The sequence below is a fragment of the Nonomuraea sp. PA05 genome (assembly GCF_008086045.1).
GTDB classification, from domain to species: Bacteria; Actinomycetota; Actinomycetes; order Streptosporangiales; family Streptosporangiaceae; genus Nonomuraea; species Nonomuraea monospora.
In genome coordinates, this window is record NZ_VSEY01000028.1 from 67,174 (window position 1) to 91,303 (window position 24,130).

Below are 24,130 nucleotides of genomic sequence, written 5' to 3' on the forward strand. Positions count from 1 at the left end.
GCCACCGGGAACTCGGAAGGCACCCGCCCGGCCGACCTGGTCTTCGACCCCACATCCGCCTGCTGAGGATTTCGCAGCTCTGTTGCCACTACTGCCCTTCTCTTCTGACGGGGGACATCTGGACCCCCGGGAAGGCAGGACTTACCCCTAAGCCGCACCGTGATCGGTCGACAAAGAGTCGCCTTACGTGGACCGTTTTGCCTGCGGCTGGCATCGGCTAGCAGAGCCGGGGACCCCGACCCTGCGCAACCACGGACCCGAACGGGTGCCATGTAGGAACGCTATCCGCATCCAGCACGAATGTCAGCCGGGCCCTCGCCGGGAGGATCACGGTCCGTGATGTCGACCTGGTGGGTAAGCGCATTCCGGTGCCCCATTTAACCGATCGGCAACCCTTATGCGTGCGGGGCTCCCGCTCACTGAGCAGTGCGGGTACCCGTCTAGGGGAAGTGACATGTGACCTCCTGGCTAGGATCCCGATTTGGATCTTTCTTTACCCAACGTGACCATGACGATTTCAAGATCTTCGGCGTGTCGCGCCCGCCGTCGCCGCCAGCGGCACCGCGATACCCGCAGCTCGCAGGGCCCGGGCGGCCTCGGCGAGGGTGGCGCCGGTCGTCACGATGTCGTCCAGGAGCACGGCAACGGGCGCTGGCGGCCCGTTCGCGGCGGGTAGGACCTGGAGTGACCCTGCGAGGTTGACGGCTCTCAGAGAGCGACTCAGGCCCGCCTGGTCGGCCACCCGCCTGGTCTGGCCCAGCCCGGCCCACACCTCGGCCCCCGCCCCGAGCGCCCGCAGCCTGGCGGCCACCAGCACGGCCAGCCTTCCCACCGGGTCGTGGCCTCTGCCCCGGATGCTCCTGCGGGCACTGGGGACCGGGACGACGGCGAACCGGCCGCTCGCCCAACCCCCGAGCGCCACCAGGGCCGTGCGGGTCAGCGCCTCTGCCAGCACCCCGGCCAGTGCCACGGCTCCCCGCTCCTTGTACGCCACGATCATCCGCCGCACGGCGCCCTCGTACGACGCCGCCGACCAGCAATCGGGCAGGCCGGGTGGGCTCGGGACGGGGCCGCGCCTGGCGGGGGCGCGGGTGAGGGACTCGAAGCAGCGGGGACAGCACGACGCCCCCTTGGCGCCGCAGCCGGCGCAGGTGGGGGGAAGGACGAGGTCCAGGACGACGTTCAGCACGGGCCTCAGCATGCCGGTCGCCACTGACAGTTTCCGAGCGGTGACGAAGAGCAGTGATGAGGAGCGGTTGCGAAGAGCGGTTGCGAAGAGCGGTTGCGAAGAGCGGTTGCGAAGAGCGGTTGCGAAGGGCGGTGGAGACGCGCGGTTGCGAAGAGCCGTGGAGACGCGCGATGGAGACACACGATGGAGACACGCGATGGAGACGCGCGAGGGCAATGAGCGCGGGAGTCAGCCCAGCGGGAACACCGGCGTCCCGGCGTCGGTCTCGACCTTGACGTCCCAGCTCTGCCGATCCTGGCTCAACGCCACCAACTTGGTCCCGTTCCCGGTCGTGACGTCGGCCAGCACCTGATCCTGGAACGCCGCCACCGACTCCAGCCGATCCTTCAACGGCACGCCCGTGGTCTCCCCGTCCCCCACGTTGATCTCGTTGAGCGTCTGCCCCGCCGTCCCCTGCACCAGCACGAGCAGGCGCTCGTCGTCCAGCCATGCGATGTCGCGGATCTCGTTGCCGGTCTCCGTCGTGGTCAGACTCTGCAGGTTGGCCAGCTTCGTCCCCGCCTCGCCGGTCAGCGCGCCGATCTGGACGGTGTTCTCGCCGGTGGTCACCGCCACCCGCACCCCGTCCCTGGCGATCCTGAACTGGTTGACGTCCAGCTTGTCGAGCTCGCCCGGCACCTCGACGGGCTCCACGCGCGTCCTGGCCGGGTCGTACTTGAGCAGCACGCCGTTCTTGCCGTCGTAGGTCCACAGGGACCCGTCCCTGTTCCAGGTGGGCGGGGTCAGGTCGGTGCCCTGGATGACCTCCTGCCAGGCCGCCTCGGGGGCGAGCCCGGCGACCGAGATGCCGGTCGAGGTGCGGGCGGCGATGAGCGGGTTGGGGCCGGCGGAGACGGCGAAGTGGCTGTAGCCCTCGCGCTGCTCGCCCGCCGCGCCCGCCACGGCGCCTCCCGCGCCGTCCTTGGTCAGGTAGTGGACGGCGCCCTTGTCGACGTAGTACGCGCTGTCGCCGACCTCGTCGTCCAGCCACTGGTCGTCGGAGTCGGGCCGGTCGACGGTGTAGGCCTCGCCGTCCACCAGGATCTCGATGATGCGGCCCTTGGCGATCTCGTTCTTGTTGAGGCTGTTCCTGATCTGGCCCCTGAGGGTCTCCTCGGCGCTCAGGTCGAGCGTGTCGAGCGGCCCGGAGAGGTTGATGATCACGCGGTCCTCGCCGGCCCTGATCGACTCGATCTTGGTGTCGGCGGGGAGGCTGGAGGTGACGGCGCCGCGCAGGGCCTCTGTCGGCGGCTTGAGCAGGCGTTCGAGCACGGTCTGCGCGAATGTCTCCGTCGTGTTGAGCCGCAGGCGCACCCGGTCGACGACGAGCCGGTCCTGGGTGCTGCGGTTGACGTAGTAGAGGTTGGTCGGCCGGTACGCGCGCGCCACGTCCGACTCGGTGAGCACGAGCCCGGCGGGCAGGTTGCTGACGCGGTACCCCTCCGGCATCTTGACCAGCTCGAACGGCCGCTCCCACGGCCCGGCCGTCGGCTTGTACGAGTCGTCCTCGTTGATGAGGGCCACCCAGTTCCCCTTGAGCCCGACCTTCATCGCGGTCTCGGACTCGCGCGGCGGCGGCACCCCCACCTCGTACGCGTCCTGGATCACCGTCACGGGCCCGGCCGCCGACCACTTGGCCCGCGCCTCGGCCGTCAGGTACTTGGGCAGGATCGACGGGTCGTCGGCGTAGGCGGCCATGGCGGCCTGCAAGCCTCTGACGGTGTCCTCGACGCCCCATCCGGGCTGCGGCGGGATGGCGATCATGCGCTGGAACGGCTTGTTGAGCGGGTCGCCGGCGCCCTGGTCGTTGCCGACGGTGTACGGGCCGGTCACGGGGATGACGGTGCAGCCCGAGCCGCCGAACGCCGCCGCGGCCACCATCGCCAGCGCCGCGGCGACGCGCCTACTCCTCGTCATGCTCGGCTCCGTCCCCGGAGGCGGGCAGCAGGACGGGCGTCATCGCCGTCCGCCAGGTGCGGCGCATCTCGATCTCGGGCGGCACCAGCGACAGCGGCGAGCCCTTGAGATCCACGCCCGCGCTCCTCGGCAGCGTGAGCCTGAACTGGGAGCCCTCGCCCGGCTGCCCCCACGCCTGGAGCCAGCCGCCGTGCAGGGTGGCGTCCTCGCGGGAGATGGCCAGGCCGAGCCCGGTGCCGCCGATGGTCCTGGCGCGGGACGGGTCGGCCCGCCAGAAGCGGTCGAAGACCATGGTGTCCTCGCCCGCCTTGAGCCCGATCCCGTGGTCGCGCACGGCGACGGCCACGGCGTCGCGGTCGGCGCCCACGGTGACGACGATGTCGCGGCCCTCCCCGTGCTCGATGGCGTTGAACAGCAGGTTGCGCAGGATGCGCTCGACCCGCCTGTTGTCGATCTCGGCCACGCAGGGCTCGTTGGGCAGCCTCAGCTCGAAGCGGGTGCCGTGCCGCTCGGCCAGCGCCTCGGAGTCGCCGATGGCGCGCAGCACGACGTCGCGGATGTCCACGGGTTCGAGGTCGAGCGTGGCGGCTCCGGCGTCGTAGCGGCTGATCTCCAGCAGGTCGGCGAGCATCGACTCGAACCGTTCGAGCTGGGCCTGCATCAGCTCGGCCGAGCGGGCGGCCATCGGCTCGAAGTCCTCGCGGGCGTCGTAGAGCAGGTCGGCGGCCATGCGGACGGTCGTCAGCGGCGTGCGCAGCTCGTGCGAGACGTCGGAGACGAACTGCCGCTGCACCTGGGACAGCTCCTCGAGCTGGTGGATCTTGAGCGCCAGGTTGGCGGCCATCTCGTTGAACGAGTTCGCCAGGCGGGCCAGGTCGTCCTCGCCGCGCACCTTGAGCCGCTCGTCCAGTCTGCCGGAGGCCAGCCGCTCGGCGGCCTGGCGCGCGAGGCGGACGGGCGAGACGACCTGGCGGGCGACGAGGTAGGCGATGGCGGCCAGCAGCAGCACGAGCCCGAGCCCGACCACGACGATGGCCAGCCGGACGTTGGACAGCAGCTCCTCTTCCTCGTCGAACGGGAAGAAGTGGTAGACCTCGTAGGTGCGGCCGTTGGTGGGCAGGTGCACGATGCCGCCGACCACGTACGTCAGCCTGGGCTGGCTCTGCCCCCGGAAGGTGATCACCTGCGTGAAGCCGGTGACCTTGTCCCACTTGTACTCGCGGATGTTGCGCTGCAGCGTCATCCGGAGCGTGAGCGGCACGTCGGCGGGCACCACGCTGCCGGACGCCCGCGACTGGCCGGGGGTCGTCAGGTTGAGCACCAGCACCTCGTAGCGCTTCTCCGAGCCGTTCTCGCCGGAGCCGGTGACGGTGTTCATGACCTCGTCGAGCAGGTTGCCCCCGCCCTGCTCGACGCCGTCGGCCTGCTTGGCGGAGTCGTCGGTCTCGGGGGTCAGCGCGTCGAGTATCTGCAGCCGGTCGGCGGACGCCTCGCTGGCGGCGGAACGCTGGCTGCTGTCCACGACCGACTTGTTGATCTGCTGGAACAGGAACGTGCCGAGCACGACCACCACGATCACGGAGATCACCAGCGTGCTGGTGACCACCTGGAGGTGCAGTGAGCGCCGCCAGACGCTGCGTATCCTGCCCGCCGCACGCAGAAGCCGCCGGCGGACGCCGCCGAGAATCTGGCGGAACGTCCGTCTGCGGGTTCTCTTCTTCTTCGTCGGGGGCACGGCGGGGCGGGGCGAGGGTTAGGCGGGACCGGCTTTGTAGCCCACGCCACGGACCGTCACGACGATCTCGGGGTGCTCGGGGTCCTTCTCGATCTTGGCCCTGAGCCGCTGCACGTGCACGTTGACCAGGCGGGTGTCGGCGGCGTGCCGGTAACCCCACACCTGCTCCAGCAGGACCTCGCGGGTGAAGACCTGGCGCGGTTTGCGGGCCAGCGCCACCAGCAGGTCGAACTCCAGCGGCGTGAGGTTGATCGTCTCCTCGCCGCGCTTGACCGAGTGGCCGGCCACGTCGATCGTGATGTCGCCGATCTGGAGGATCTCGGGGGTGGGCTCGTCGGTACGGCGCAGCCGCGCCCGCACCCTGGCCACCAGCTCCTTCGGCTTGAACGGCTTGACGATGTAGTCGTCGGCGCCCGACTCCAGACCGAGCACGACGTCGATCGTGTCGCTCTTGGCGGTGAGCATGACGATGGGAACCCCCGACTCAGCCCTGATCCGGCGCGCGACGTCGATGCCGTCGGCCCCCGGCAGCATCAGGTCGAGCAGAACCAGGTCCGGGCGTGTATCCCGGAACGCGTCGAGGGCCTTGTCGCCATCGGAGACAAAGGACGGCTCGAAGCCTTCCCCCCGCAGCACGATCCCCAGCATCTCGGCGAGAGCGGCGTCGTCGTCGACGACCAGCACGCGACCTTTCATGGCCCCTCATTCGTTCTACGCATTGTGGGACATACCCGCACGATCGCTGAAGGTTACCCTTGGTTGACCCATGAGTGTGACCTGAGCCCTACAAAAGGCGAATTTTAGGTCCGCCCCCGCGACCGCAATCTCAGTCTGCGGTAACGAAGCGACTTTCGGCCATCCCTGACCGCGAACCTTGCCCGGATTCCTCCGTGAATGCGGGCAAGATGAGGCGGCGAATCCTCTCCGTGACACCAATGCCCCGCCCAGCGTGCCAGGATTGGGATATGTCAGACGGTCACGGTCCCACACCCGAGACGCCATCAGGCTGGTCGGCCGAACAGCCCCCGCCCTACAGCGCCCCGCCGGCCTCCCCGTGGACCGCGCCCGGCGCGCGACAGCAGGCCCCCAGCGGACAGAACAGCGGACAGATCAGCGGACAGCCGCCGTACGTGCCGCCCGCACAAGCGCAGCACCAGCAACCGCCGCCCCCGCAGCCGCCTTACGGGCATGCTCCGCGGACACCATATCCGCAGCAGCAGCCGGGATACGGCTACATGCCGCCGCCGGCGCTCCGCCCCGGCATCATCCCGCTGCGCCCGCTGGGTCTCGGCGACATCCTGGACGGCACGATCAAGCTGATCCGGTCGAACCCGAAGGCCGTGCTCGGCCTGTCGGCCGTGGCCGCCCTGCTCGCCTCCGTGCCCGTGGCCATCGGCCAGGCGTTCCTGCTCGACGCCATGCCCAGCCCGCTCGACGACCCCGCGAGCTTCGCCACCGCCGAGAGCGAGCTCACCACCGTCTCCGGCGTCCTCGGCCAGTACGCCGGCACGCTCATCTCCTCCGCGATCTCGTTCGTCGTCGTGACCGTGCTGACCGGCGTGCTGACCCGCATCCTCGGCCGGGCCGTCTTCGGCGGCAACATCAGCGCCGGCGAGGCCTGGCAGCTCGTCAAGGGCCGGGTCCCCGCGCTGTTCGGCGTGGTGGGCATGATGGCCGCGATCATGATCGTGCCGCTGATCGTGTTCGTGCTGCTCCTGGTGGCGATCGCGATGAACGCCTCCGACTCCTCCGCACTCGGCTGGATCGCGGGGCTGACGATCCTGTTCCTCATCGCCTACCTCGCCTACTACCTGTTCTTCAGGACGCGCTTCGCCTTCGCCTCCTCGGCCGTGGTCCTGGAGGGCCGCGGCCCCGTCGACGCGATGCGCCGCTCATGGCACCTGGTGACCGGCGACTTCTGGCGGGTGTTCGGCATCCTGCTGCTCACCTCGATCCTCGTCGGCCTCGTGGCGAGCCTCCTGACGATGCCGTTCACGCTGGCGGGCACCCTGTTCGGGATGTTCGGCGCCAGCTCGGCGGCCACGACCATCGTGACGGCCGTGCTGATCGCGATCGGCGGCACGCTCGGCGCGATGTTCACCTACCCGTTCGAGGCCGGCGTCGCGGGCCTGCTCTACGCCGACCGGCGGATGCGCAGTGAGGCGTTCGACCTCGTGCTGCAGACGGCGGCCATCGAGCAGCAGCGGCAGGGCTGGGTGCACGCCTCCGCCGACGAGCTGTGGCACCCGTCCAACTCCGCCAGGTCGTGAGCCCGATCGACAGGGAGGAGGCCGCGCGCAGGGCCGCGGCGGAGCTCCTCAAGCCGGAGTACCAGGACGAAGCGCTGTTCGACCGGATCTACCGCTACGTCATGCAGTTCCTCGGCGACCTCGTCGACACGGCCGGCGGCGGCGGCTCGGCGGGCGGGATCATCGCGGCCATCCTGATCACGCTCATCCTCCTCGGGCTGATCGCGCTGATCGCGTGGCGGCTGCGCAAGACGGCCCGCAGGAACGCGCTCGCGCCCGGCGCGCTGTTCGGCGCCAGGGCGCTGAGCGCGGCCGAGCACCGGCAGGCGGCCGAGCGGCTGGCCACGGAGGGCCGCTGGACGCAGGCCATTCAGGAGCGGCTCCGCGCCATCGCCCGCGACCTGGAGGAACGCGCGCTGGTCGACGGCATGCCCGGCCGGACGGCCGACGAGCTGGCCGCCGAGGCGGCGGTGTCCCTGCCCGCGTTCGCGCAGGAACTGGCGGCGGCGGCCCGCTCGTTCGACGACGTGACGTACGGCGGGGTGCCGGGGACACGGGAGGCTTACGAGACAATGACCGGCCTCGACGAGCGCCTGCGCCTGGCCCGGCCGGTGCCGCTCGCCACCGGCGCCGGCACCGCGGCGGGTGAGGGCGGGGCATGAGCGCCACGACCCCCCAGTCACCTCCGGGCCAGGCTCCAGGCCAGACTCCAGGGCAGGCCTCAGCGCAGACTCCGGGACAGACTCCGGGGGCGGCTTCGGGGGCGGCTCCGGAGCAGTCTCGCCCGACCTCCCCCACCGCCCGCTCCGCCTGGCGTTCCAGCCGGATGATCGTTCTGCTGGGCGCCATCGTGGTGCTCGTGTCGATCCTGGGCGTCCTGCTCGGCCCCGAGCGGGCCCCGGCCCGCTACCTCGACCCCGACGACACCTCGCTGTCCGGCTCCAAGGCGCTGGCCGAGATACTGCGCGACCGTGGGGTCACCGTCGACCGGGTCGACTCCGTCGAGGCCGCCGCCGCCAAGGCCGCCACGGGCGACCGGCTGCTGCTGATCACCGACACCACCTACATCGACGAGTTCGAGCTGGCCAGGATCCCCGGCGACCGGCTGGTCGTCGGCGGCGTCTTCGGCCTGGAGGCGCTGGCCCCCGGCGTGCGCACCGATCCGGTCGGTGCACGGATCCGCTCCCGCGAGCCCGAGTGCGGGCTGCCCGCCGCCACCGCCGCCGGCAGCGCGTTCCTGGGCGGCGCGCCGCTGCGCGGCCCGTCCGGCTCGACCGCCTGCTATCCGGCGGGCGACGGGCACGCGCTGGTCAGCTTCCCGTACGCGAGCGGCGTCATCACGGTCGTCGCCGACGGCGACTTCATGACCAACCAGCGCCTGGCCGAGGACGGCAACGCGGCCCTGGCGCTGAACCTGATCGGCACGGGCAAGGCCGTCACCTGGCTGGTGGCGCCGGAGACGCCGCCCGCCGTCGCCCTGCCGGGCGAGCGCGGCAAGTCGATGTACGACCTGATGCCGGCCGGCATCCGCTGGGCCGTCTACATGGCGATCATCGCCGTCCTCGTGGCCGCGTTCTGGCGCGGCAGGCGGCTGGGGCCCGTGGTGACGGAGAAGCTGCCCGTCATCGTCAGGGCCGCCGAGACCGTCGAGGGGCGCGGCCGGCTCTACCGGGCCAGGCGTGCCAGGGAGCGCGCGGCCGACGCGCTGCGCGCGGGCACGATCGACCGGCTCACCCCGAGGCTGGGGCTGGCCTCGGGCGCGGACCGCCAGGAGATCGTCCCGGCGCTGGCCGCGCGTACGGGACAGGACGCGCAGCAGGTCGGCGCGGCACTCTACGGCCCACCACCGGCGGACGACGCGGGGCTCGTCAGGCTCGCCGGATATCTGGACTTCATGGAGAGGCAGATCAGTGAACACCGATGAGACATACCGGGTGCCGACCAGCAACGGCGACTCGGCCAGGGAGGCGCTCGGCGCGCTGCGCGCCGAGGTGGCCAAGGCCGTCGTCGGGCAGGACGCGGTGGTGACCGGGCTGGTCATCGCGTTGCTGTGCAGGGGGCACGTGCTGCTCGAAGGCGTGCCTGGCGTGGCCAAGACGCTGATGGTGCGCACGCTGTCGTCGGCGCTGTCGCTGGGCTTCAAGCGGGTGCAGTTCACGCCCGACCTGATGCCCGGTGACGTGACCGGGTCGTTGATCTACGACGCGAAGACCGCGGAGTTCGAGTTCCGCGAGGGCCCCGTGTTCACGAACCTGCTGCTCGCCGACGAGATCAACCGCACGCCGCCGAAGACGCAGGCGGCGCTGCTGGAGGCGATGGAGGAGCGGCAGGTCAGCGTGGAGGGCGCGGCCCGCGAGCTGCCCGACCCGTTCGTGGTGTGCGCGACGCAGAACCCCGTCGAGTACGAGGGCACCTACCAGCTCCCCGAGGCCCAGCTCGACCGGTTCCTGCTCAAGCTGACCGTTCCGCTGCCGCCGCGCGAGCAGGAGATCTCCGTGCTCGAACGGCACGCCCGCGGCTTCGACCCGCGCGACCTGTCGGAGATCAAGCCCGTCGCGACGGCCGAGGACCTGGCGGCGGGCCGGGAGGCGGCGGCGCAGGTGCACGTGGCGCCCGAGGTGCTCGGCTACATCGTGGACGTGGCCCGCGCCACCAGGAACTCCCCGTCGCTGCAGCTCGGCGTCTCCCCGCGCGGCGCCACGGCGCTGCTGGCGGCCTCGCGGGCGTGGGCGTGGCTGTCGGGCCGCCCGTACGTCACCCCTGACGACGTGAAGGCGCTGGCCAGGCCCGCGCTGCGGCACCGTGTGCAGCTCAGGCCCGAGGCCGAGCTGGAGGGCGCGACCGCCGACGGCCTGCTCGACGGCATCCTGGCCTCCGTCCCGGTCCCGCGTTGACGGCCGCCACGGGAAGCGGGGTGCGGGAATGGCTCTGACGGGACGTGCCGGGCTGGTCGCGGCGGTCGGCATCGTGGCGGTGCTGCTCGCGCCGCAGCCCGGCGCCGCGCTGGCCGGGGTCTGCCTGCTGCTGGCCGCCGGGATCCTGATCGACCTGGTGTTCGCGGGGGCCGTGCGCCTGCTGCGGCTGCACCGCTCCGGCGACACGCTGGTGCGGCTGGGCCAGGAGGCCACGGTGGAGCTGGTGGTCGAGAACCCGGGCGGCAGGCGCGTACGCGGCCTGCTCAGGGACGCCTGGCCGCCCTCCGCGAACGTGCACCCCCGGGTCGCGAAGCTGGACGTGCCCGCCGGAGAACGCCGCAAGATCGTCATCGCGCTCGCCCCGACCAGGCGCGGCGACCGCTCCTCCGTGGCGATCACCGTCCGCTCGGTCGGCCCGCTGGGCCTGGCCGCCCGCCAGGGCAACCACCAGGCGCCGTGGACGGTACGGGTGCTGCCGCCGTTCCTGTCGCGCAAGCACCTGCCCTCCCGGCTGGCCCGGCTGCGCGAGCTCGACGGGCAACACCCGGCGCTGGTGCGCGGGCAGGGCACCGAGTTCGACTCGCTGCGCGAGTACGTGGTGGGCGACGACGTGCGCTCCATCGACTGGCGGGCCACCGCTCGCCGCCACGACGTCGTCGTGCGCACCTGGCGGCCGGAACGCGACCGCCGCGTGCTCATCGTGCTCGACACCGGCCGCACCTCCGCCGGGCGGGTGGGCGCCGCGCCGATCCCCATGGCGGGGGCCGAGGCGGGCGGCGGCGGGCTGTTCCTGCGGCCCGATCCCCGGCCCGCGCCCGGCTGGCCGCGCCTCGACTGGTCGATGGACGCCGCCCTGCTGCTGGCCGCGCTGGCCGCCAGAGCCGGCGACCAGGTGGACTTCCTGGCCTACGACCGGGCCGTACGCGCCTGGGTGAGCGGGGCCTCGCGCACCGAGCTGCTGTCGTCGCTGGTCAACGTGATGGCGCCGATCGAGGCGGAGCTGATCGAGGCCGACTCGCAGGGCATGGTGGCCGCCATCCTGTCGCGGGCCAAGCGGCGCTGCCTGGTCGTGCTGCTCACCGACCTGAACCCGGCGGCCCTGGACGAGGGCCTGATGCCGGTCCTGCCGCAGCTATCCTCGCGGCACCTGGTGCTGGTGGCCGGTGTCTCCGATCCGTCGGTCGCGGCCATGGCGGGCCGCCGCGGGTCGGTGGACGAGGTGTACGACGCGGCGGCGGCCGAGCAGGCCCAGCTCGGGCGCAGGCGCATCACGGCCAGGCTGCGGCGGCACGGGGTCGAGGTCGTGGACGCGCCGCCGGAGGACATCGCGCCCGCCCTGGCGGACGCCTACCTGGCGCTGAAGGCCGCCGGCCGCCTCTAGGCGGCGCGATCGGGCGGCTCGATCGGACGGCTCAATCGGACGGGTCGGTCAGGCGGCGCAAGCGGGCGGCGCAAGCAAGCCAAGCGGCGCGATCGGGCGGCTCAATCGGACGGGTCGGTCAGGCGGTCGGCGCGACGTCCGGCGCCTGCTCGATGTCCCCGGTCTCGTTCTCCCGCAGCGCCCTGCGCCCGAAGATGATCACGTACGCCAGGAAGACCGCCTCGGCGAGCACCCCGATGCTCACCCGCGCCCAGGTAGGCAGCCCGGACGGCGTCACGAACGCCTCGATCAGCCCCGACACGAACAGCACCACGACCAGCCCCATCGCGACGCTCATCACCGCCCGCCCCTGCTCGGCCAGCGCCTCGATCCGCCTGCGCGGCCCCGGGTCGATGACCGTCCAGCCCAGGCGCATGCCCACGGCCGCCGCCAGGAAGATGGCGGTCAGCTCCAGCAGGCCGTGCGGCAGGATCAGGCCGAAGAAGATGTCCAGTTTGTCCCTGGAGGCCATCAGGCCGCCGGAGACGGCGACGTTCTCGGCGTTGGCGTAGAGCGCGTACGGGATCGGCAGGCCCAGCAGCACCGCGTACATGATCATCTGGGCCGCCACCCAGGCGTTGTTGGTCCACACCCGGCTGGCGAAGGAGGCGGCGGGGTGCTCGGAGTAGTAGTCGGCGAAGTCCTCGTTGACGAGCTGGGTGATCTCGTCCGGGCTCGCGATGGACGCCTGCACGTCGGGGTTGGCCGCGACCCAGGCGCCCATCACCCAGCCCACCACCAGGAACGCGACCGAGATGGCCAGCCACCACCACCGTGCCCGGTAGGCCACCACGGGGAACGACACGGTGAAGAAGCGCGTCACCTCGCGCCAGGCCGGGGTGTGCGCGCCGGTGACGGCCGACCTGGCCCTGGCCACCAGCGCCGACAGCCTGCCGACCAGCGCCGGGTCCTTGGACGACGAGCGGACCATGGACAGGTGCGTGGCCACCCGCTGATACAGCTCCACCAGCTCGTCCACCTCCGCGCCGGTCAGCGAGGAGCGGTGCTTGACCAGGTGATCGAGCCGGTCCCACACGGGGCGGTGTGCTGTGACGAACGCATCGATGTCCACCTGAACATTCTGGCCGCTCGATCACCGGGACATTGCCGTTAGGCTCCACATATGTCGGAGGTTGTGACCGGCGACGCCGTCGTCGTCGAAGTGCGGGTGGCCCAGATGCCCTCCAGGGCCCTGGCGATCATCATCGACATGGCCGTGCAGTTCACCGTGCTCATCGCCGCCTACGCCCTGTTAGGAGCGTTCGCGGTCATCACGGACTCCGCCATGTTCGGCGCCGCGATGATCGTTCTGGTCGTGCTGGTGCTGGTCGGCTACCCGGTGATCTTCGAGTCGCTGAGCAGGGGCCGCAGCCTCGGCAAGCTGGCGCTGGGGCTCAGAGTGGTCGGCGACGACGGCAGCCCTGAGCGCTTCAGGCAGGCGCTGTTCCGTGGGCTGGCCGGGGTCCTGGAGTTCTGGATGTTCTGGGGGGCGCCGGCGCTGATCGCGTCGCTGGTCTCGCAGCGCGGCAAGCGGCTCGGCGACGTGTTCGCGGGCACCATCGTGATCTCCGAGCGGGGGCCGCGCGAGACGGGGCAGGCCATCGTCATGCCGCCGCAGCTCGCGAGCTGGGCGGCCACGCTGGAGCTGTCCCAGTTGCCCGACGAGGTGGCGCAGGCGGCCAGGCAGTACCTGACGCGCTGGCACGACCTCACGCCGCAGGTGCAGCACGAGATGGGGGTGCGCATCGCGACGCAGGTGTCCGCCTTCGTCTCGCCGGCGGCTCCCGGCGGGGTGCCCGCGCACGCGTACCTGAGCGCCGTCCTAGCGGAGCGCCGTCGCCGCGAGCAGGCGCGTTTCGCGCAGCGCCTGGGAAACGGCCAGCCGCAGCAGGGTCCGTACGCCCAACCGGCGCATCTCCAGCAGGGCCCTTACGCACAACCGGCGTACCCGCAACAAGCGCCGCAACCGCAACCGCAACCGCAGCCACAGTCGCAGCCGCTCCCGCACCGGCCTCCGCCTCCGCCGCCCCCCGCGCCGGAGCCGCCGAGGGCGACTCCGGGCGGGTTCGCGCCGCCTCAGTGAGCGAGGGCCGCCACCTCAGCCGTGGTGGCGGCCGTGGAACGACTCCTGCGTCTGGGTGTTCAGCCGTTCGGTACGGACGAACCTGGCACTGTCGGTCAGCCGGTCACTGATCTTGATGACGTCGAGACCCTCGTGGAAGTCGGCCGCGTAGATGTAGCCGTTGTAGTAGTACGCGGACCAGACACCACCGCCGCCGCCCGCCGAGCGGGGACCGCGGTCGAAGTAGCCGATCTCCCTCGGGTTGGCGGTGTCGGTGAAGTCCCAGATCGACACGCCGCCCATGTACCAGGCCTGCACCATGATGTCGCGGCCCTTGACGGGGATGAGCGAGCCGTTGTGCGCCACGCAGTTCTCGCTGTCGGCCTGGTAGCGCGAGATCTTGAAGTAGTTCTTGAAGACGAGCTGCCCCTTGACGATCTCGTAGATGGCGTCCGCGCCGCGGTTCGGGCCGGTGGCCTCGTTGCAGGTCGCCGCCCCGCCGCCGCCGAGCTCGTCGGTGAAGACGACCTTCCTGGCGTCGTTGGTGAAGGTGGCGGAGTGCCAGAACGCGAAGTTCGGGTCGGTCGTCCTGGCGGTGACCACGGGGTTCAGCCGGTCGGAGATGTCGAACAGCACGCCGTCGCCCATGCACGCGCCCGCCGCGAGGTCCTTCTCGGCGAAGGTGGTGATGTCGTGGCAGCCGCTGGTCGGCACGAGCAGGCCGGGCTGGGTCTCGTTGCCGCCGTCGGGGAAGACGACCGGGGTGGCCGCGACCGCGGCGGCGGCCGGGTCCTTGAGCGGCACCTTGATGATCGAGATCTTGTCGTGCGGCGGCTGGCAGTCGGGGAAGTTCGTGGCCGGCAGGTACGACGACACGTAGATGTAGACGTTCCTGTTGCGGTCACGGCCCTTGCCCGGCACCAGGGTCAGGGTGTGGGAGCCGCAGTTGGTCTCGACGGACTTGACGTAGCGCGGGTTGGTCTTGTCGGAGATGTCGAAGATGCGGACGCCCTCCCACGACTCCTTGATCGTGGCGCTCTGCGCCGTGCTGCTGCACGAGTCGTTGTTGCGGGAGGAGTCGACGGCCGTGAACAGCAGGTTGCCGTAGACGGACACGTCCATCTGCGAGCCGGGGCACACGACGGAGCTGACCGGCGTGGCCTTCCTCGGGTTCCTGATGTCGTAGATCGAGAAGCCGCCGTAGTTGCCGACGTAGGCGTAGTCGCCCTGGAAGGCGATGTCGGTGTTGATGGTGGCCGCGATCGCGTCGGGCTTGGGGATGTTCAGTACGTGGGTCACGTTGGGGCTGGTGACCACGGTGTCGGGCGGCGGGATGTCGGCGGCCAGCGCCGGCATTCCGGACAGCGCTAAGACGGCGGCCGCCGCGGCCATGACGAGGGAACGGCGCTTCACTCGGGAGCCTCCTTGATCACGTTCATGGTTGAGAACGTGCGCGTGGGATGCGGAACATGAAAAAGGGGAACGGGAGCCCCGGTAGGAGCCCCCGCCGCACGATCTACCAGTGGCCGTGCCCGCGCTCGGGGTACGACGTCTGCGTCTGCGCGTTGAGTGAGCGCATCTTGACGCCGTTGGCCTTGTTCGTACGCCAATCGTTGATCCTCAGCACGTCCAGGCCCTGATGGAAGTCGGAGCCGTAGATGTAGCCGTTGTAGTAGTAGGCGGACCAGAAGCCGGCGAACAGCGGCCCGGCGGTGAGGTCGGGGCCGCGCTCGAAGTAGGCGATCTCCTGCGGGTGCGCGGAGTCGGTGAAGTCCACGACCGAGATCCCGCCCTGGTACCACGCCTGCACCATGATGTCGCGGCCCTTGACCGGGATCAGCGAGCCGTTGTGGGCCACGCAGTTCTCCGTGTCGGCCTGGTGCCGCGCGATCTTGAAGTAGCTCCTGAACCGCAGTTGCCCGCGCACGATGTCGTAGTAGGCGTTGGCGCCCCTGTTCGGGCCGATGGCCTCGTTGCAGGTCGCCCGGGTGCCGCCACCGAGCTCGTCGGTGAAGATCACCTTGGTGCCGTCGTTGTTGAACGTGGCCGAGTGCCAGAACGCGAAGTTCACCTCGTCGCGCACGGTGGCGGTGACCTTGGGCCGCTCGGGGTCGCGGATGTCGAACAGCACGCCGTCACCGATGCAGGCGCCCGCGGCGATGCCCTTCTCCGGGTAGGCCGTGATGTCGTGGCAGCCCGTGGTGGTCGACTTGCCGTCCGGGTAGGGCAGTGGCACGCCGGGGAACCCGCCGTCGGGGAACAGGTTGGGCGTGGCGATGACCGTGGCGGCCTGCGGGTTCCTCAGCGGCACCTTGATGATGGAGATGAGGTCGTGCGGCGGCCGGCAGTCCGGATAGGTGTCTCTCGGGCCGTAGGAGGAGACGTAGACGTAGACGTTCTCCCTGCGGCGGTCGGGCACCAGCGTGTGCGTGTGCGAGCCGCAGACGGTCTCGATGGCCTTGACGTAGCGCGGGTTGGTCTTGTCGGAGACGTCGAAGATGCGGATGCCCTCCCACGACTCCTTGACGGTGGCGCTCTGCTCGGCGCTGCTGCAGGCGTCGCTGTCACGCGCGTAGTCGACGGAGCCGAACAGGAGGTTTCCGTAGACGGACACGTCCATCTGACCGCCGGGGCAGACGACGGAGCTGACCAGCGAGGCCCTCTTCGGGTTCCTGATGTCGTAGACGGAGAAGCCATCGTAGTTGCCGACATAGGCGTAGTCGCCCTGGAAGGCCATGTCCGTGTTGATGTTGGCCAGAGCCTGGGGCTTGGGCACGTTGGTGACGTGCTTGATGTTCGGGCTCATGACGATCTCGCCAGGAGCCGGGATGTCCGCCGCCTGCACGGGTGCCGTGACACCCGCCAGTGCGACGAACGCCGCTGCCAGGATGAGGGCTCTGCGGGGGGTTAACACCGAACCTCCTATAAAGGGGGCATAAATCTACGCAATCCTCACCCTTTACGGCCACACCCGACCAGCGTCCAACCTGTCAAATTTTGTTCCGAATCGACCTCTAGGAATTTGTGCCCCTTTCACCTAGAGTGCGCATGCTGTACCGAGTTCAGTCAGGAGGCTGAGTGCGCGCTGCGCTCGTCGTCGTCGTGGCCTTGGCCGTCGCCCTCCCGGGTTGCAGCTCCGACACGACCCCGCAGGCCCCCAGGGCCGGCTCGTCGGCGCCCGTGATCGCACCGGGACGCCCGGGCGAGCAGGCCAAGACTCTCTCCCCGCAGGAGGCCGCCACCGCCGTGCCCTCCCCCACGGCCAACGCCGCCGACGTGAAGTACGTCCAGGACATGATCGTGCACCACCGGCAGGCCGTGGACATGGCGCTGCTCGCCCCGAACCGCGCCGCGTCCGTCAAGCTCAGGAATCTGGCCGACCGGATCCAGGACGTGCAGGGCCCCGAGATCCAGTACATGTCCTCCTGGCTGCGGGAGCAGGAGCAGACGGTGCCCGGCCACCACGCCCGCCACGACGGCATGCCCGGCATGGCGACGCCGGAGCAGCTGGAGGCGCTGAAGGCGGCCAAGGGCGCGGAGTTCGACCGGCTGTTCCTGCAGCTCATGATCAACCACCACCTGGGCGCGATCGAGATGTCGAAGCAGGTGCTGATCGGCGGGTCGCACATCAGGATCGAGGAGCTGGCCACCGACGTCAGCGTGGAGCAGGCGGCCGAGATCCGGCGCATGCAGCAGATCCAGACCACCCCCTGATCTCTCGGGCCGGACGTCCGATTTCTGCAAGCCGCGACGGCGCCGCCCCGCATACCGTCGCGCACATGGAGACGAGCCTCTCGAACCTCACCGACCTGCTCAACGTCGGCCGCGTCGTGGCCGCCCGCTTCGAACGCCTCGGCATCACCCGCGTCGACCAGCTCGCGGGCCAGGACCCGCTCGACCTGTACGAGCGCATGTCGGCCGCCCGCGGCGAGCCCGAGGACCCGTGCCTGCTCGACACCCTCATGTCCGCCGTACGCCAGGCGGAGGGCGGGCCGGCGCTGCCGTGGTGGCACTACACCCCTGAGCGCAAACGGCTCCTGGCGGGCGAGCGGGCCTGAGCAGGCCTGAGCAGGGCTCAGCGCAGGGGGCGGAAGAAGGTCCTGATGTCGTCGACGAGCAGATCGGGCGCCTCCATCGCGGCGAAGTGGCCGCCCCGGTCGAACTCCGACCAGTGCACGACGTTGTGCTCGCGCTCGGCGATCCGGCGGACTCCGCCGTCGCCGGGGAAGACGGCGACGCCGTGCGGCACCGCCGAGTACTCGGCCGCCCCACCCCAGCCCTTCTGCCCTTCCTTGTACAGGCGGGCGGCCGAGGCCGCCGTCCCGGTGAACCAGTAGATGCTCACGTCGGTCAGCAACTCGTCCCGGTCCACCGCGTCCTCGGGCAGGTCGCGGGCCGGGTCGGTCCACTCCTTGAACTTCTCGGCGATCCACGCGAGCTGCCCCGCGGGCGAGTCGTGCAGCCCGAACGCGAGGGTCTGCGGCCGGGTGGCCTGGATGATCGCGTAGCCGGCCGTGTCCTGGTCCTGGTACTGGCCGAGGCGGGCCAGCTCGGCGGGGGTGAGCGAGTCGAACTCCGCCGGGTCGCCGGTGGGGAACCCGAGCGCGCCGTTGACGTGCACGCCGACCACGTGCTTCGGGGCGGTGCGGCCGAGCATCGGCGAGATGACCGCGCCGCTGTCGCCGCCCTGGGCGCCGTAGCGCCGGTAGCCGAGCCGGTCCATGAGCTGTGCCCAGGCCCGCGCGACCCGCTCCAGGTCCCAGCCGGTCTCGGTGGTGGGACCGGAGAAGCCGAACCCCGGGATCGACGGGGCGACGACGTGGAAGGCGTCCGAGGGGTCGCCGCCGTGTGCCGCCGGGTCGGTGAGCGGGCCGATGACGTTCAGGAACTCGGCGACGGAGCCGGGCCAGCCGTGCGTGATGATCAGCGGCAGCGCGTCGGGCTCGGGCGAGCGGGCGTGCACGAAGTGGATGTTCTGGCCATCGATGGGGGTCGTGAACTGCGGGAAGGCGTTCAGCCTGGCCTCCGCGGCCCGCCAGTCGAAGCCGGTGCGCCAGTACTCGGCGAGCTGCTTCGCATAACCGGTGGGGACCCCGTAGGACCAGCCCACTCCCGGCAGCTCGTCCGGCCAGCGGGTCGCCGCCAGCCGGGCGTGCAGGTCGTCGAGTTGCGCCTGCGGGATCTCGATGCGGAAGGGACGAATGTTCGTGTCTTCGTTCATGTCAGCAAGGCTAGGGACTACCTAGGACGGGATCGGTCCTAGCATGAGCGTCATGTTGGAGACTTCCGCGCGACTGCTGCAACTGCTCTCGCTGTTGCAGTCCCCCCGGGACTGGCCGGGCACCGAGCTGGCCGAACGGCTCGGAGTCTCACCCCGGACGATCCGCCGCGACATCGACCGGCTGCGCGAGCTCGGTTACACCGTGCACGCCACCGCGGGGGCGCCCGGCTACCGGCTCGGCGCCGGCACCGGGCTGCCGCCGCTGCTGCTCGACGACGACGAGGCCGTCGCGGTCGCCATCGGCCTCGGCACCGCCGCCGTCTCCGGCGTGACAGGCATCGAGGAGACCTCACTGCGCGCCCTCACCAAGCTCGAACAGGTCCTCCCGTCCCGGCTCCGGCACCGCGTCGGCACCCTGCGATCGGTCACGGTCCCGCTGGCCGGGTCCGTGGCCGAGGCCGTGGAGCCGGGCGTGCTCACCGCGATCGCCGCGGCCGTGCGCGACCGGGAAAGCCTGCGCTTCGACTACCGCTCCCACGACGGCGCCGAGGACGCCCGCACCGCCGAGCCGTACCGGCTGGTCAACTCGGGCCGCCGCTGGTACCTGGTGGCCTGGGACACCGGCCGGGCCGGCTGGCGCACCTTCCGCGTCGACCGGCTGCGCCTGCGGACCCCCAACGGGCCCCGCTTCACGCCCCGCCGGCCGCCCGCCGACGACCTCGTCCGCTACGTCTCGGAGCGGATCTCCGTCAACCCCTACCGCTATCGCGGCCGGTTCACCGTGCACGCGCCCGCCGGCGTGGTCGCCGCCCGGATGCCGCCGACGATCGCGCTGGTCGAGCCCGCCGGCGACGACGCCTGCGTCCTCAGCACGGGCTCGAACTCCCTGGACGAGCTGGCCGTGTGGGTCGCCCAGCTCGGCGTGCCGTTCGAGGTGCACGAGCCACCCGAGCTCGTCCGCCACCTCCGCGATCTCAGCGCCCGCCTCGCCGCCGCCATCCGCCCGGCCGACGACCCTGCGAAGAGGCTCTAGGAGCCCACGCGCCAGGAGTGCAGGTAGTCCTCCTGCTCGGCCGTCAGCAGGTCGATGCCGATCCCGGCGGCGGCCAGCTTGAGCCTGGCCACCTCGTGGTCGATCTCCTCGGGCACGTCGTAGACGCCGGGCGCCAGGTTGGCCCGCTCGCCGGCGAGCCACGCCACCGCGAGCGCCTGGGCGGAGAACGACATGTCCATGACGGCCGCCGGATGCCCCTCAGCGGCGGTGAGGTTCACCAGCCGCCCCTCGGCCAGCAGCAGGAGCCGCCGCCCGTCCGGCATGACGTACTCGTCGGTGTTGGGCCGCACCGCCCTGTGCACCTCGTGGGCCAGCTCGTCCAGGGCGCGCACGTCGATCTCCACGTCGAAGTGCCCCGCGTTGGCCAGGATCGCGCCGTCCCGCATCACCGACAGGTGCTCGGCCCTGATCACGTCGCGGTTGCCCGTCACGGTGACGAACAGGTCGCCCAGCAGCGCCGCCTGCGCCATCGGCCGCACCTCATACCCCTGAAGGGTCGCGTCCAGCGCCTTCACGGCGTCGATCTCGGTCACGATCACCCGCGCGCCGAACCCCTTGGCCCGCTCGGCCACCCCCCGGCCGCAGAACCCGAACCCGGCCACGACCACGGTCCGCCCGGCGAGCATGGTGTTGGTGGCCCGCATGATCCCGTCCAGCGTCGACTGCCCGGTCCCGTACCGGTTGTCGAACATGCGCTTGGTCCGGGTGTCGTTCACGGCCACGACGGGAAACCGCAGCGCCTGCTCCGCCGCCATCTGCCGCAATCGAATGATCCCGGTCGTGGTCTCCTCACACCCACCCGTGACCCCGTCGAGCAGGTCGGTGCGCTCGGTGTGCAAGATGTTCACCAGGTCGCACCCGTCGTCCAGCACCAGCTCAGGCCCAAGGTCCAGCGCCTGATGAATGTGCCGGTAGTAGGTCGCCCGATCAACGCCGGCACGGGCGTGCACCGCGATCCCATACCCCCGGAGCGCCTCGGCGACGTCATCCTGCGTGGACAGCGGATTGGACGCGGCCAGCGCGATCTCCGCCCCGCCCGCCTTCAACGCCCCCAGCAACACGGCGGTCTCGGCGGTGACGTGCAAGCAGGCCGCGATCCTCAGCCCGTCGAGCGGCCGCTCCACCGCGAACCGCTCACCGATCGCCGTGAGCACCGGCATCGAGCGGGCGGCCCAGGAGATCTGCCGCTCACCGCTTTCACTGAGGTCCATGGCCAACCTTAAACCGAAGAAGACGGCCAAGGTCACGCTCGTCACGGCGCCCGGCCCGTTGGCCTTCACGACCGGCCATGACAGGCGGAGGTGACGTCGGCGCGTGCGGGGGTGCTGGCCCGCCGTAAAGAATCAAAAACGGAAAGCTCCGGGAGGCGATGTACCACCCCCCGGAGCTTCTTTCTTACTAGTAACGGTAGTGGTCGGACTTGTAGGGGCCCTCGACGTGGACGCCGATGTAGGCGGCCTGCTCCTTGGACAGCTCGGTGAGCTTGACGCCCAGGGCGTCGAGGTGCAGGCGGGCGACCTTCTCGTCCAGGTGCTTGGGCAGCGTGTAGACGCCGATCGGGTACTCGGAGGTCTTGGCGAACAGCTCGATCTGCGCGATCACCTGGTTGGTGAACGAGTTGGACATGACGAAGCTGGGGTGGCCCGTGGCGCAGCCCAGGTTCATCAGGCGGCCCTCGGCGAGGACGATGATCGAGTGGCCGTCAGCGAAGACCCACTCGTCGACCTGCGGCTTGATGTTGTTCTTGACGATGCCGGGCAGCTTGGCGAGGCCGGCCATGTCGATCTCGTTGTCGAAGTGGCCGATGTTGGAGACGATCGCCTGGTGCTTCATCTTCGCCATGTGCGCGGCGGTGATGATGTTGAAGTTGCCCGTGCAGGTGACGAAGATGTCGGCGATGCCGACGACCTCGTCCAGCGTCGTGACCTGGAAGCCGTCCATGGCCGCCTGGAGCGCGCAGATGGGGTCGATCTCGGTGACGATGACGCGGGCGCCCTGGCCGCGCAGCGCGTCGGCGCAGCCCTTGCCGACGTCGCCGTAGCCGGCGACCACGGCCACCTTGCCGCCGATCAGCACGTCGGTGGCGCGGTTGAGGCCGTCGATGACGGAGTGGCGGCAGCCGTACTTGTTGTCGAACTTCGACTTGGTGACCGAGTCGTTGACGTTGATCGCCGGGAAGAGGAGCTGGCCGTTCTTGTGCATCTCGTAGAGACGGTGCACGCCGGTCGTGGTCTCCTCGGTGACGCCCTTGATGCTCTCGGCGATCCTGGTCCACCGCTTGTCGGCGCCGACCGTGCGGGTGAGCAGGTCGATGATGACGTGCCACTCCTCCGGGTCGTCGGCCGTGGCGGCGGGGACGGCGCCGGCCTTCTCGTACTCGGCGCCCTTGTGCACGAGGAGCGTGGCGTCGCCGCCGTCGTCGAGGATCATGTTGGGGGCGTCGCCGTCAGGCCAGGTGAGGGCCTGCTCGGTGCACCACCAGTACTCCTCCAGCGTCTCGCCCTTCCAGGCGAACACCGGCACGCCCTGCGGGTCGTCCACGGTGCCGTTGGGGCCGACGACGACCGCGGCGGCGGCGTGGTCCTGGGTGGAGAAGATGTTGCAGCTCACCCAGCGCACCTCGGCGCCCAGGGCGACCAGCGTCTCGATGAGGACGGCGGTCTGGATCGTCATGTGCAGGGAGCCCATGATCTTCGCGCCGCGGAGGGGCTGGGAGGCCGCGTATTCCTTGCGGACCGCCATGAGGCCGGGCATCTCGTGCTCGGCGAGCCGGATTTCCTTACGGCCGAAGTCGGCAAGTGAAAGGTCTGCGACCTTGAAGTCCATCGGGTTTCCCCTCGCGTCACTGATGGTTGTCGCCGACGAGTCTAGGCGGCGGTTGTACGGGGATGCACCTCGCAGAGGGCGAACCTGACGTAAGAATGTAAGAATGCGCATCACTGAAGCGGCCAAGCGGCTCGGCATGTCCCCGCGAATGCTCCGATACCGGGAGGCACTCGGGCTGCTGCCGCCCGTCCGGGAGCAGGGGGCGCACCGGCGCTTCGGGCCTGACGAGCTGGCCGCGGTGGCTCAGGGGGTGGAGCTGGAGAAGCGGTTCGACGTGTCTCCCGCTGAGCTGGCGTTCGCGTTGCGGGTGCTGAGTGAGCCGTCTGTGGCGGCGGCCGTGCGGGATCTCGGGGTTCGCATCGGACGGATCCAGGTGCCTCGGCGGGCGCTCGACTTCGAGAAGGAGAAGGCGCTGCGCCTCCTGCGCACTTCGAACGGGAACCGCTGACGTGGGCGGCGGCGACCGTGCCACCGCCCGCCCACGGCTCGCTTCTCGCGGCTGCTCAGCCGCGCTTCGTTCTCCGCGGGCTTGTCAGCCGGAGGTGGAGGTGCTCCTGAGACGGTCCAGGTCGGGCTCCAGGTAGATCACCCGCGCGATCGGCACGGCCTCGCGGATCCGGCGCTCGGCCTCGTCGATGCCGTGCGCGACCTCGGCCGCCGTGTCGTTGTGCTCCACCGCGATCTTCGCGGCCACCAGCAGCTCCTCAGGGCCCAGGTGCAGCGTCCGCATGTGGATGACCCGCGCGACCTCGGGCGCCCCTTCGAGCGCGGCCCTGATCTGGTTCTCCACGTCGGGCGAGGCGCCCTCGCCCACGAGCAGCGACTTGGTCTCGATGGCCAGCACGATCGCGATCACGGCCAGCAGCACGCCGATCATCAGGGTGCCGATGCCGTCCCAGACGCCGTTGCCGGTGACGACGGCCATCGTCACGCCGAACAGCGCGAAGATCAGGCCGAGCAGCGCGCCCAGGTCCTCCAGCAGGATGACGGGCAGCTCGGGCGACTTGGAGCGCCGGATGAACGCCCACCACGACTGATTGCCGCGGACCGCGTTGGATTCCTTGATCGCCGTGCGGAACGAGAACGACTCGGCGATGATCGCGAAGATCAGCACCCCGAACGCCCAGGCGGGCTGCTCGACCGGGTGCCCTTCCTGGATCTTGTGGACGCCCTCGTAAAGCGAGAACGCGGCGCCGATCGTGAACAGCACGACGGCCACCACGAAGGCGTAGAAGTAACGTTCGCGGCCGTACCCGAACGGGTGCTCCTTCGTGCTGGCCCGGGCCGCCCGCTTGCCGCCCACCAGCAGCAACACCTGGTTGCCCGAGTCGGCGACCGAGTGGATGCCTTCCGCCAGCATCGAGGAGGACCCGGTGAATGCCGCGGCCACGAACTTTGCCACGGCAATTGCCAAGTTCGCGGTCAAGGCCGCAACGATTGCTTTGGTTCCGCCGCTCGCGCTCACCGAACTTCTCCAGTCATAAAAGATCACCTGCAAAGGCC

21 protein-coding genes are annotated in these 24,130 nt (G+C 70.5%); 10 read left to right on the forward strand and 11 right to left on the reverse strand.

Annotation, left to right across the window (positions count from 1 at the left end; all coding sequences use genetic code 11):
• Positions 1 to 517 precede the first annotated feature (517 nt).
• From FXF51_RS37305 to mtrA, 4 genes are all read right to left on the reverse strand, one after another.
• Positions 518 to 1,189 carry a ComF family protein gene (locus FXF51_RS37305; protein ID WP_148439426.1) on the reverse strand — a complete coding sequence of 224 codons (672 nt, stop codon included), beginning with the start codon at positions 1,187 to 1,189 and terminating at the stop codon, positions 518 to 520.
• Positions 1,190 to 1,417: 228 nt separating this feature from the next.
• Positions 1,418 to 3,145: an LpqB family beta-propeller domain-containing protein gene (locus tag FXF51_RS37310; protein ID WP_148439427.1), complete on the reverse strand. Its 1,728-nt coding sequence runs from the start codon at positions 3,143 to 3,145 to the stop codon at positions 1,418 to 1,420.
• On the reverse strand, positions 3,132 to 4,880 hold the full coding sequence (gene mtrB, locus FXF51_RS37315) for an MtrAB system histidine kinase MtrB (RefSeq protein WP_148439428.1): 1,749 nt from the start codon (positions 4,878 to 4,880) through the stop codon (positions 3,132 to 3,134). Before mtrB ends, FXF51_RS37310 begins: the two co-directional genes overlap by 14 nt.
• 18 nt (positions 4,881 to 4,898) lie before the next feature.
• On the reverse strand, positions 4,899 to 5,576 hold the full coding sequence (gene mtrA, locus FXF51_RS37320) for an MtrAB system response regulator MtrA (RefSeq protein ID WP_043620615.1): 678 nt from the start codon (positions 5,574 to 5,576) through the stop codon (positions 4,899 to 4,901).
• Positions 5,577 to 6,115: 539 nt separating this feature from the next.
• Here mtrA and FXF51_RS37325 point away from each other — a divergent pair.
• The 5 genes from FXF51_RS37325 to FXF51_RS37345 all read left to right on the forward strand — a co-directional run bounded on the left by FXF51_RS37325 (position 6,116) and on the right by FXF51_RS37345 (position 11,425).
• Positions 6,116 to 7,150 (forward strand): glycerophosphoryl diester phosphodiesterase membrane domain-containing protein, encoded by a 1,035-nt coding sequence (locus tag FXF51_RS37325; protein ID WP_262380079.1) that lies wholly within the window; start codon positions 6,116 to 6,118, stop codon positions 7,148 to 7,150.
• The gene (locus tag FXF51_RS37330; protein ID WP_148439429.1) at positions 7,147 to 7,791 is read left to right on the forward strand and encodes a DUF4129 domain-containing protein; all 645 of its coding nucleotides are present in this window, start codon (positions 7,147 to 7,149) and stop codon (positions 7,789 to 7,791) included. Before FXF51_RS37325 ends, FXF51_RS37330 begins: the two co-directional genes overlap by 4 nt.
• Before the next feature lie 164 nt (positions 7,792 to 7,955).
• Entirely contained in the window at positions 7,956 to 9,053 is a 1,098-nt protein-coding gene (locus tag FXF51_RS37335) for a DUF4350 domain-containing protein (RefSeq protein WP_187414777.1), read from the forward strand.
• Positions 9,040 to 10,023 (forward strand): AAA family ATPase, encoded by a 984-nt coding sequence (locus FXF51_RS37340; RefSeq protein ID WP_187414778.1) that lies wholly within the window; start codon positions 9,040 to 9,042, stop codon positions 10,021 to 10,023. The genes FXF51_RS37335 and FXF51_RS37340 overlap by 14 nt, the downstream gene beginning before the upstream one ends.
• Before the next feature lie 28 nt (positions 10,024 to 10,051).
• Positions 10,052 to 11,425, forward strand: a complete 1,374-nt coding sequence (locus FXF51_RS37345; RefSeq protein ID WP_148439430.1) for a DUF58 domain-containing protein — start codon at positions 10,052 to 10,054, stop codon at positions 11,423 to 11,425.
• A 118-nt stretch (positions 11,426 to 11,543) separates the two neighbouring features.
• On the opposite strand, the gene FXF51_RS37350 is transcribed toward FXF51_RS37345, so the two are convergent.
• On the reverse strand, positions 11,544 to 12,536 hold the full coding sequence (locus FXF51_RS37350) for a stage II sporulation protein M (protein ID WP_148439431.1): 993 nt from the start codon (positions 12,534 to 12,536) through the stop codon (positions 11,544 to 11,546).
• Between the two features lie 51 nt (positions 12,537 to 12,587).
• Here FXF51_RS37350 and FXF51_RS37355 point away from each other — a divergent pair, with 51 nt between their 5' ends.
• A complete protein-coding gene (locus FXF51_RS37355) occupies positions 12,588 to 13,547 on the forward strand; it encodes an RDD family protein (protein ID WP_148439432.1) in 960 nt (319 codons plus the stop codon).
• Between the two features lie 15 nt (positions 13,548 to 13,562).
• Here FXF51_RS37355 and FXF51_RS37360 read toward each other — a convergent pair whose 3' ends face one another.
• Together FXF51_RS37360 and FXF51_RS37365 are read right to left on the reverse strand one after the other, a co-directional pair.
• Entirely contained in the window at positions 13,563 to 14,918 is a 1,356-nt protein-coding gene (locus FXF51_RS37360) for an LVIVD repeat-containing protein (RefSeq protein WP_148439507.1), read from the reverse strand.
• Positions 14,919 to 15,042: 124 nt separating this feature from the next.
• Positions 15,043 to 16,440, reverse strand: a complete 1,398-nt coding sequence (locus tag FXF51_RS37365) for an LVIVD repeat-containing protein (RefSeq protein ID WP_148439433.1) — start codon at positions 16,438 to 16,440, stop codon at positions 15,043 to 15,045.
• A 164-nt stretch (positions 16,441 to 16,604) separates the two neighbouring features.
• Between FXF51_RS37365 and FXF51_RS37370 the strand changes: the two genes are divergently transcribed.
• On the forward strand, positions 16,605 to 17,240 hold the full coding sequence (locus FXF51_RS37370; protein WP_148439434.1) for a DUF305 domain-containing protein: 636 nt from the start codon (positions 16,605 to 16,607) through the stop codon (positions 17,238 to 17,240).
• Positions 17,241 to 17,305: 65 nt separating this feature from the next.
• Complete coding sequence (locus tag FXF51_RS37375) at positions 17,306 to 17,584, forward strand: helix-hairpin-helix domain-containing protein (RefSeq protein ID WP_148439435.1); 279 nt, start codon at positions 17,306 to 17,308, stop codon at positions 17,582 to 17,584.
• 17 nt (positions 17,585 to 17,601) lie between these two features.
• On the opposite strand, the gene FXF51_RS37380 is transcribed toward FXF51_RS37375, so the two are convergent.
• Entirely contained in the window at positions 17,602 to 18,747 is a 1,146-nt protein-coding gene (locus tag FXF51_RS37380; protein WP_148439436.1) for an epoxide hydrolase family protein, read from the reverse strand.
• Positions 18,748 to 18,799: 52 nt separating this feature from the next.
• On the opposite strand from FXF51_RS37380, the gene FXF51_RS37385 reads away from it, so the two are divergent.
• On the forward strand, positions 18,800 to 19,780 hold the full coding sequence (locus FXF51_RS37385) for a helix-turn-helix transcriptional regulator (protein ID WP_148439437.1): 981 nt from the start codon (positions 18,800 to 18,802) through the stop codon (positions 19,778 to 19,780).
• Here the strand turns inward: FXF51_RS37385 and FXF51_RS37390 are convergent.
• Entirely contained in the window at positions 19,777 to 21,012 is a 1,236-nt protein-coding gene (locus FXF51_RS37390) for an adenosylhomocysteinase (RefSeq protein WP_148439438.1), read from the reverse strand. The genes FXF51_RS37385 and FXF51_RS37390 overlap by 4 nt on opposite strands.
• A 187-nt stretch (positions 21,013 to 21,199) precedes the next feature.
• The gene (gene ahcY / locus FXF51_RS37395) at positions 21,200 to 22,627 is read right to left on the reverse strand and encodes an adenosylhomocysteinase (protein WP_148439439.1); all 1,428 of its coding nucleotides are present in this window, start codon (positions 22,625 to 22,627) and stop codon (positions 21,200 to 21,202) included.
• A 103-nt stretch (positions 22,628 to 22,730) separates the two neighbouring features.
• Here ahcY and FXF51_RS37400 point away from each other — a divergent pair, with 103 nt between their 5' ends.
• Positions 22,731 to 23,075, forward strand: coding sequence for a MerR family transcriptional regulator (locus FXF51_RS37400; RefSeq protein ID WP_148439440.1), 345 nt, complete (start codon positions 22,731 to 22,733; stop codon positions 23,073 to 23,075).
• An 84-nt stretch (positions 23,076 to 23,159) separates the two neighbouring features.
• Here FXF51_RS37400 and FXF51_RS37405 read toward each other — a convergent pair whose 3' ends face one another.
• Positions 23,160 to 24,092 carry a cation diffusion facilitator family transporter gene (locus FXF51_RS37405; RefSeq protein WP_148439441.1) on the reverse strand — a complete coding sequence of 311 codons (933 nt, stop codon included), beginning with the start codon at positions 24,090 to 24,092 and terminating at the stop codon, positions 23,160 to 23,162.
• Between the last annotated feature and the right edge of the window lie 38 nt (positions 24,093 to 24,130).

Excerpts from the sequence above, each read along its gene's own strand:
- FXF51_RS37310 (WP_148439427.1), bottom strand. The coding sequence starts at position 3,145 with ATGACGAGGAGTAGGCGCGTCGCCGCGGCGCTGGCGATGGTGGCCGCG.
- mtrA (WP_043620615.1), bottom strand. The coding sequence starts at position 5,576 with ATGAAAGGTCGCGTGCTGGTCGTCGACGACGACGCCGCTCTCGCCGAG.
- FXF51_RS37325 (WP_262380079.1), top strand. The coding sequence starts at position 6,116 with ATGCCGCCGCCGGCGCTCCGCCCCGGCATCATCCCGCTGCGCCCGCTG.
- FXF51_RS37335 (WP_187414777.1), top strand. The coding sequence starts at position 7,956 with ATGATCGTTCTGCTGGGCGCCATCGTGGTGCTCGTGTCGATCCTGGGC.
- FXF51_RS37345 (WP_148439430.1), top strand. The coding sequence starts at position 10,052 with ATGGCTCTGACGGGACGTGCCGGGCTGGTCGCGGCGGTCGGCATCGTG.
- FXF51_RS37355 (WP_148439432.1), top strand. The coding sequence starts at position 12,588 with ATGTCGGAGGTTGTGACCGGCGACGCCGTCGTCGTCGAAGTGCGGGTG.
- FXF51_RS37360 (WP_148439507.1), bottom strand. The coding sequence starts at position 14,918 with ATGGCCGCGGCGGCCGCCGTCTTAGCGCTGTCCGGAATGCCGGCGCTG.
- FXF51_RS37375 (WP_148439435.1), top strand. The coding sequence starts at position 17,306 with ATGGAGACGAGCCTCTCGAACCTCACCGACCTGCTCAACGTCGGCCGC.
- FXF51_RS37380 (WP_148439436.1), bottom strand. The coding sequence starts at position 18,747 with ATGAACGAAGACACGAACATTCGTCCCTTCCGCATCGAGATCCCGCAG.
- FXF51_RS37385 (WP_148439437.1), top strand. The coding sequence starts at position 18,800 with ATGTTGGAGACTTCCGCGCGACTGCTGCAACTGCTCTCGCTGTTGCAG.
- FXF51_RS37390 (WP_148439438.1), bottom strand. The coding sequence starts at position 21,012 with ATGGACCTCAGTGAAAGCGGTGAGCGGCAGATCTCCTGGGCCGCCCGC.
- ahcY (WP_148439439.1), bottom strand. The coding sequence starts at position 22,627 with ATGGACTTCAAGGTCGCAGACCTTTCACTTGCCGACTTCGGCCGTAAG.
- FXF51_RS37400 (WP_148439440.1), top strand. The coding sequence starts at position 22,731 with ATGCGCATCACTGAAGCGGCCAAGCGGCTCGGCATGTCCCCGCGAATG.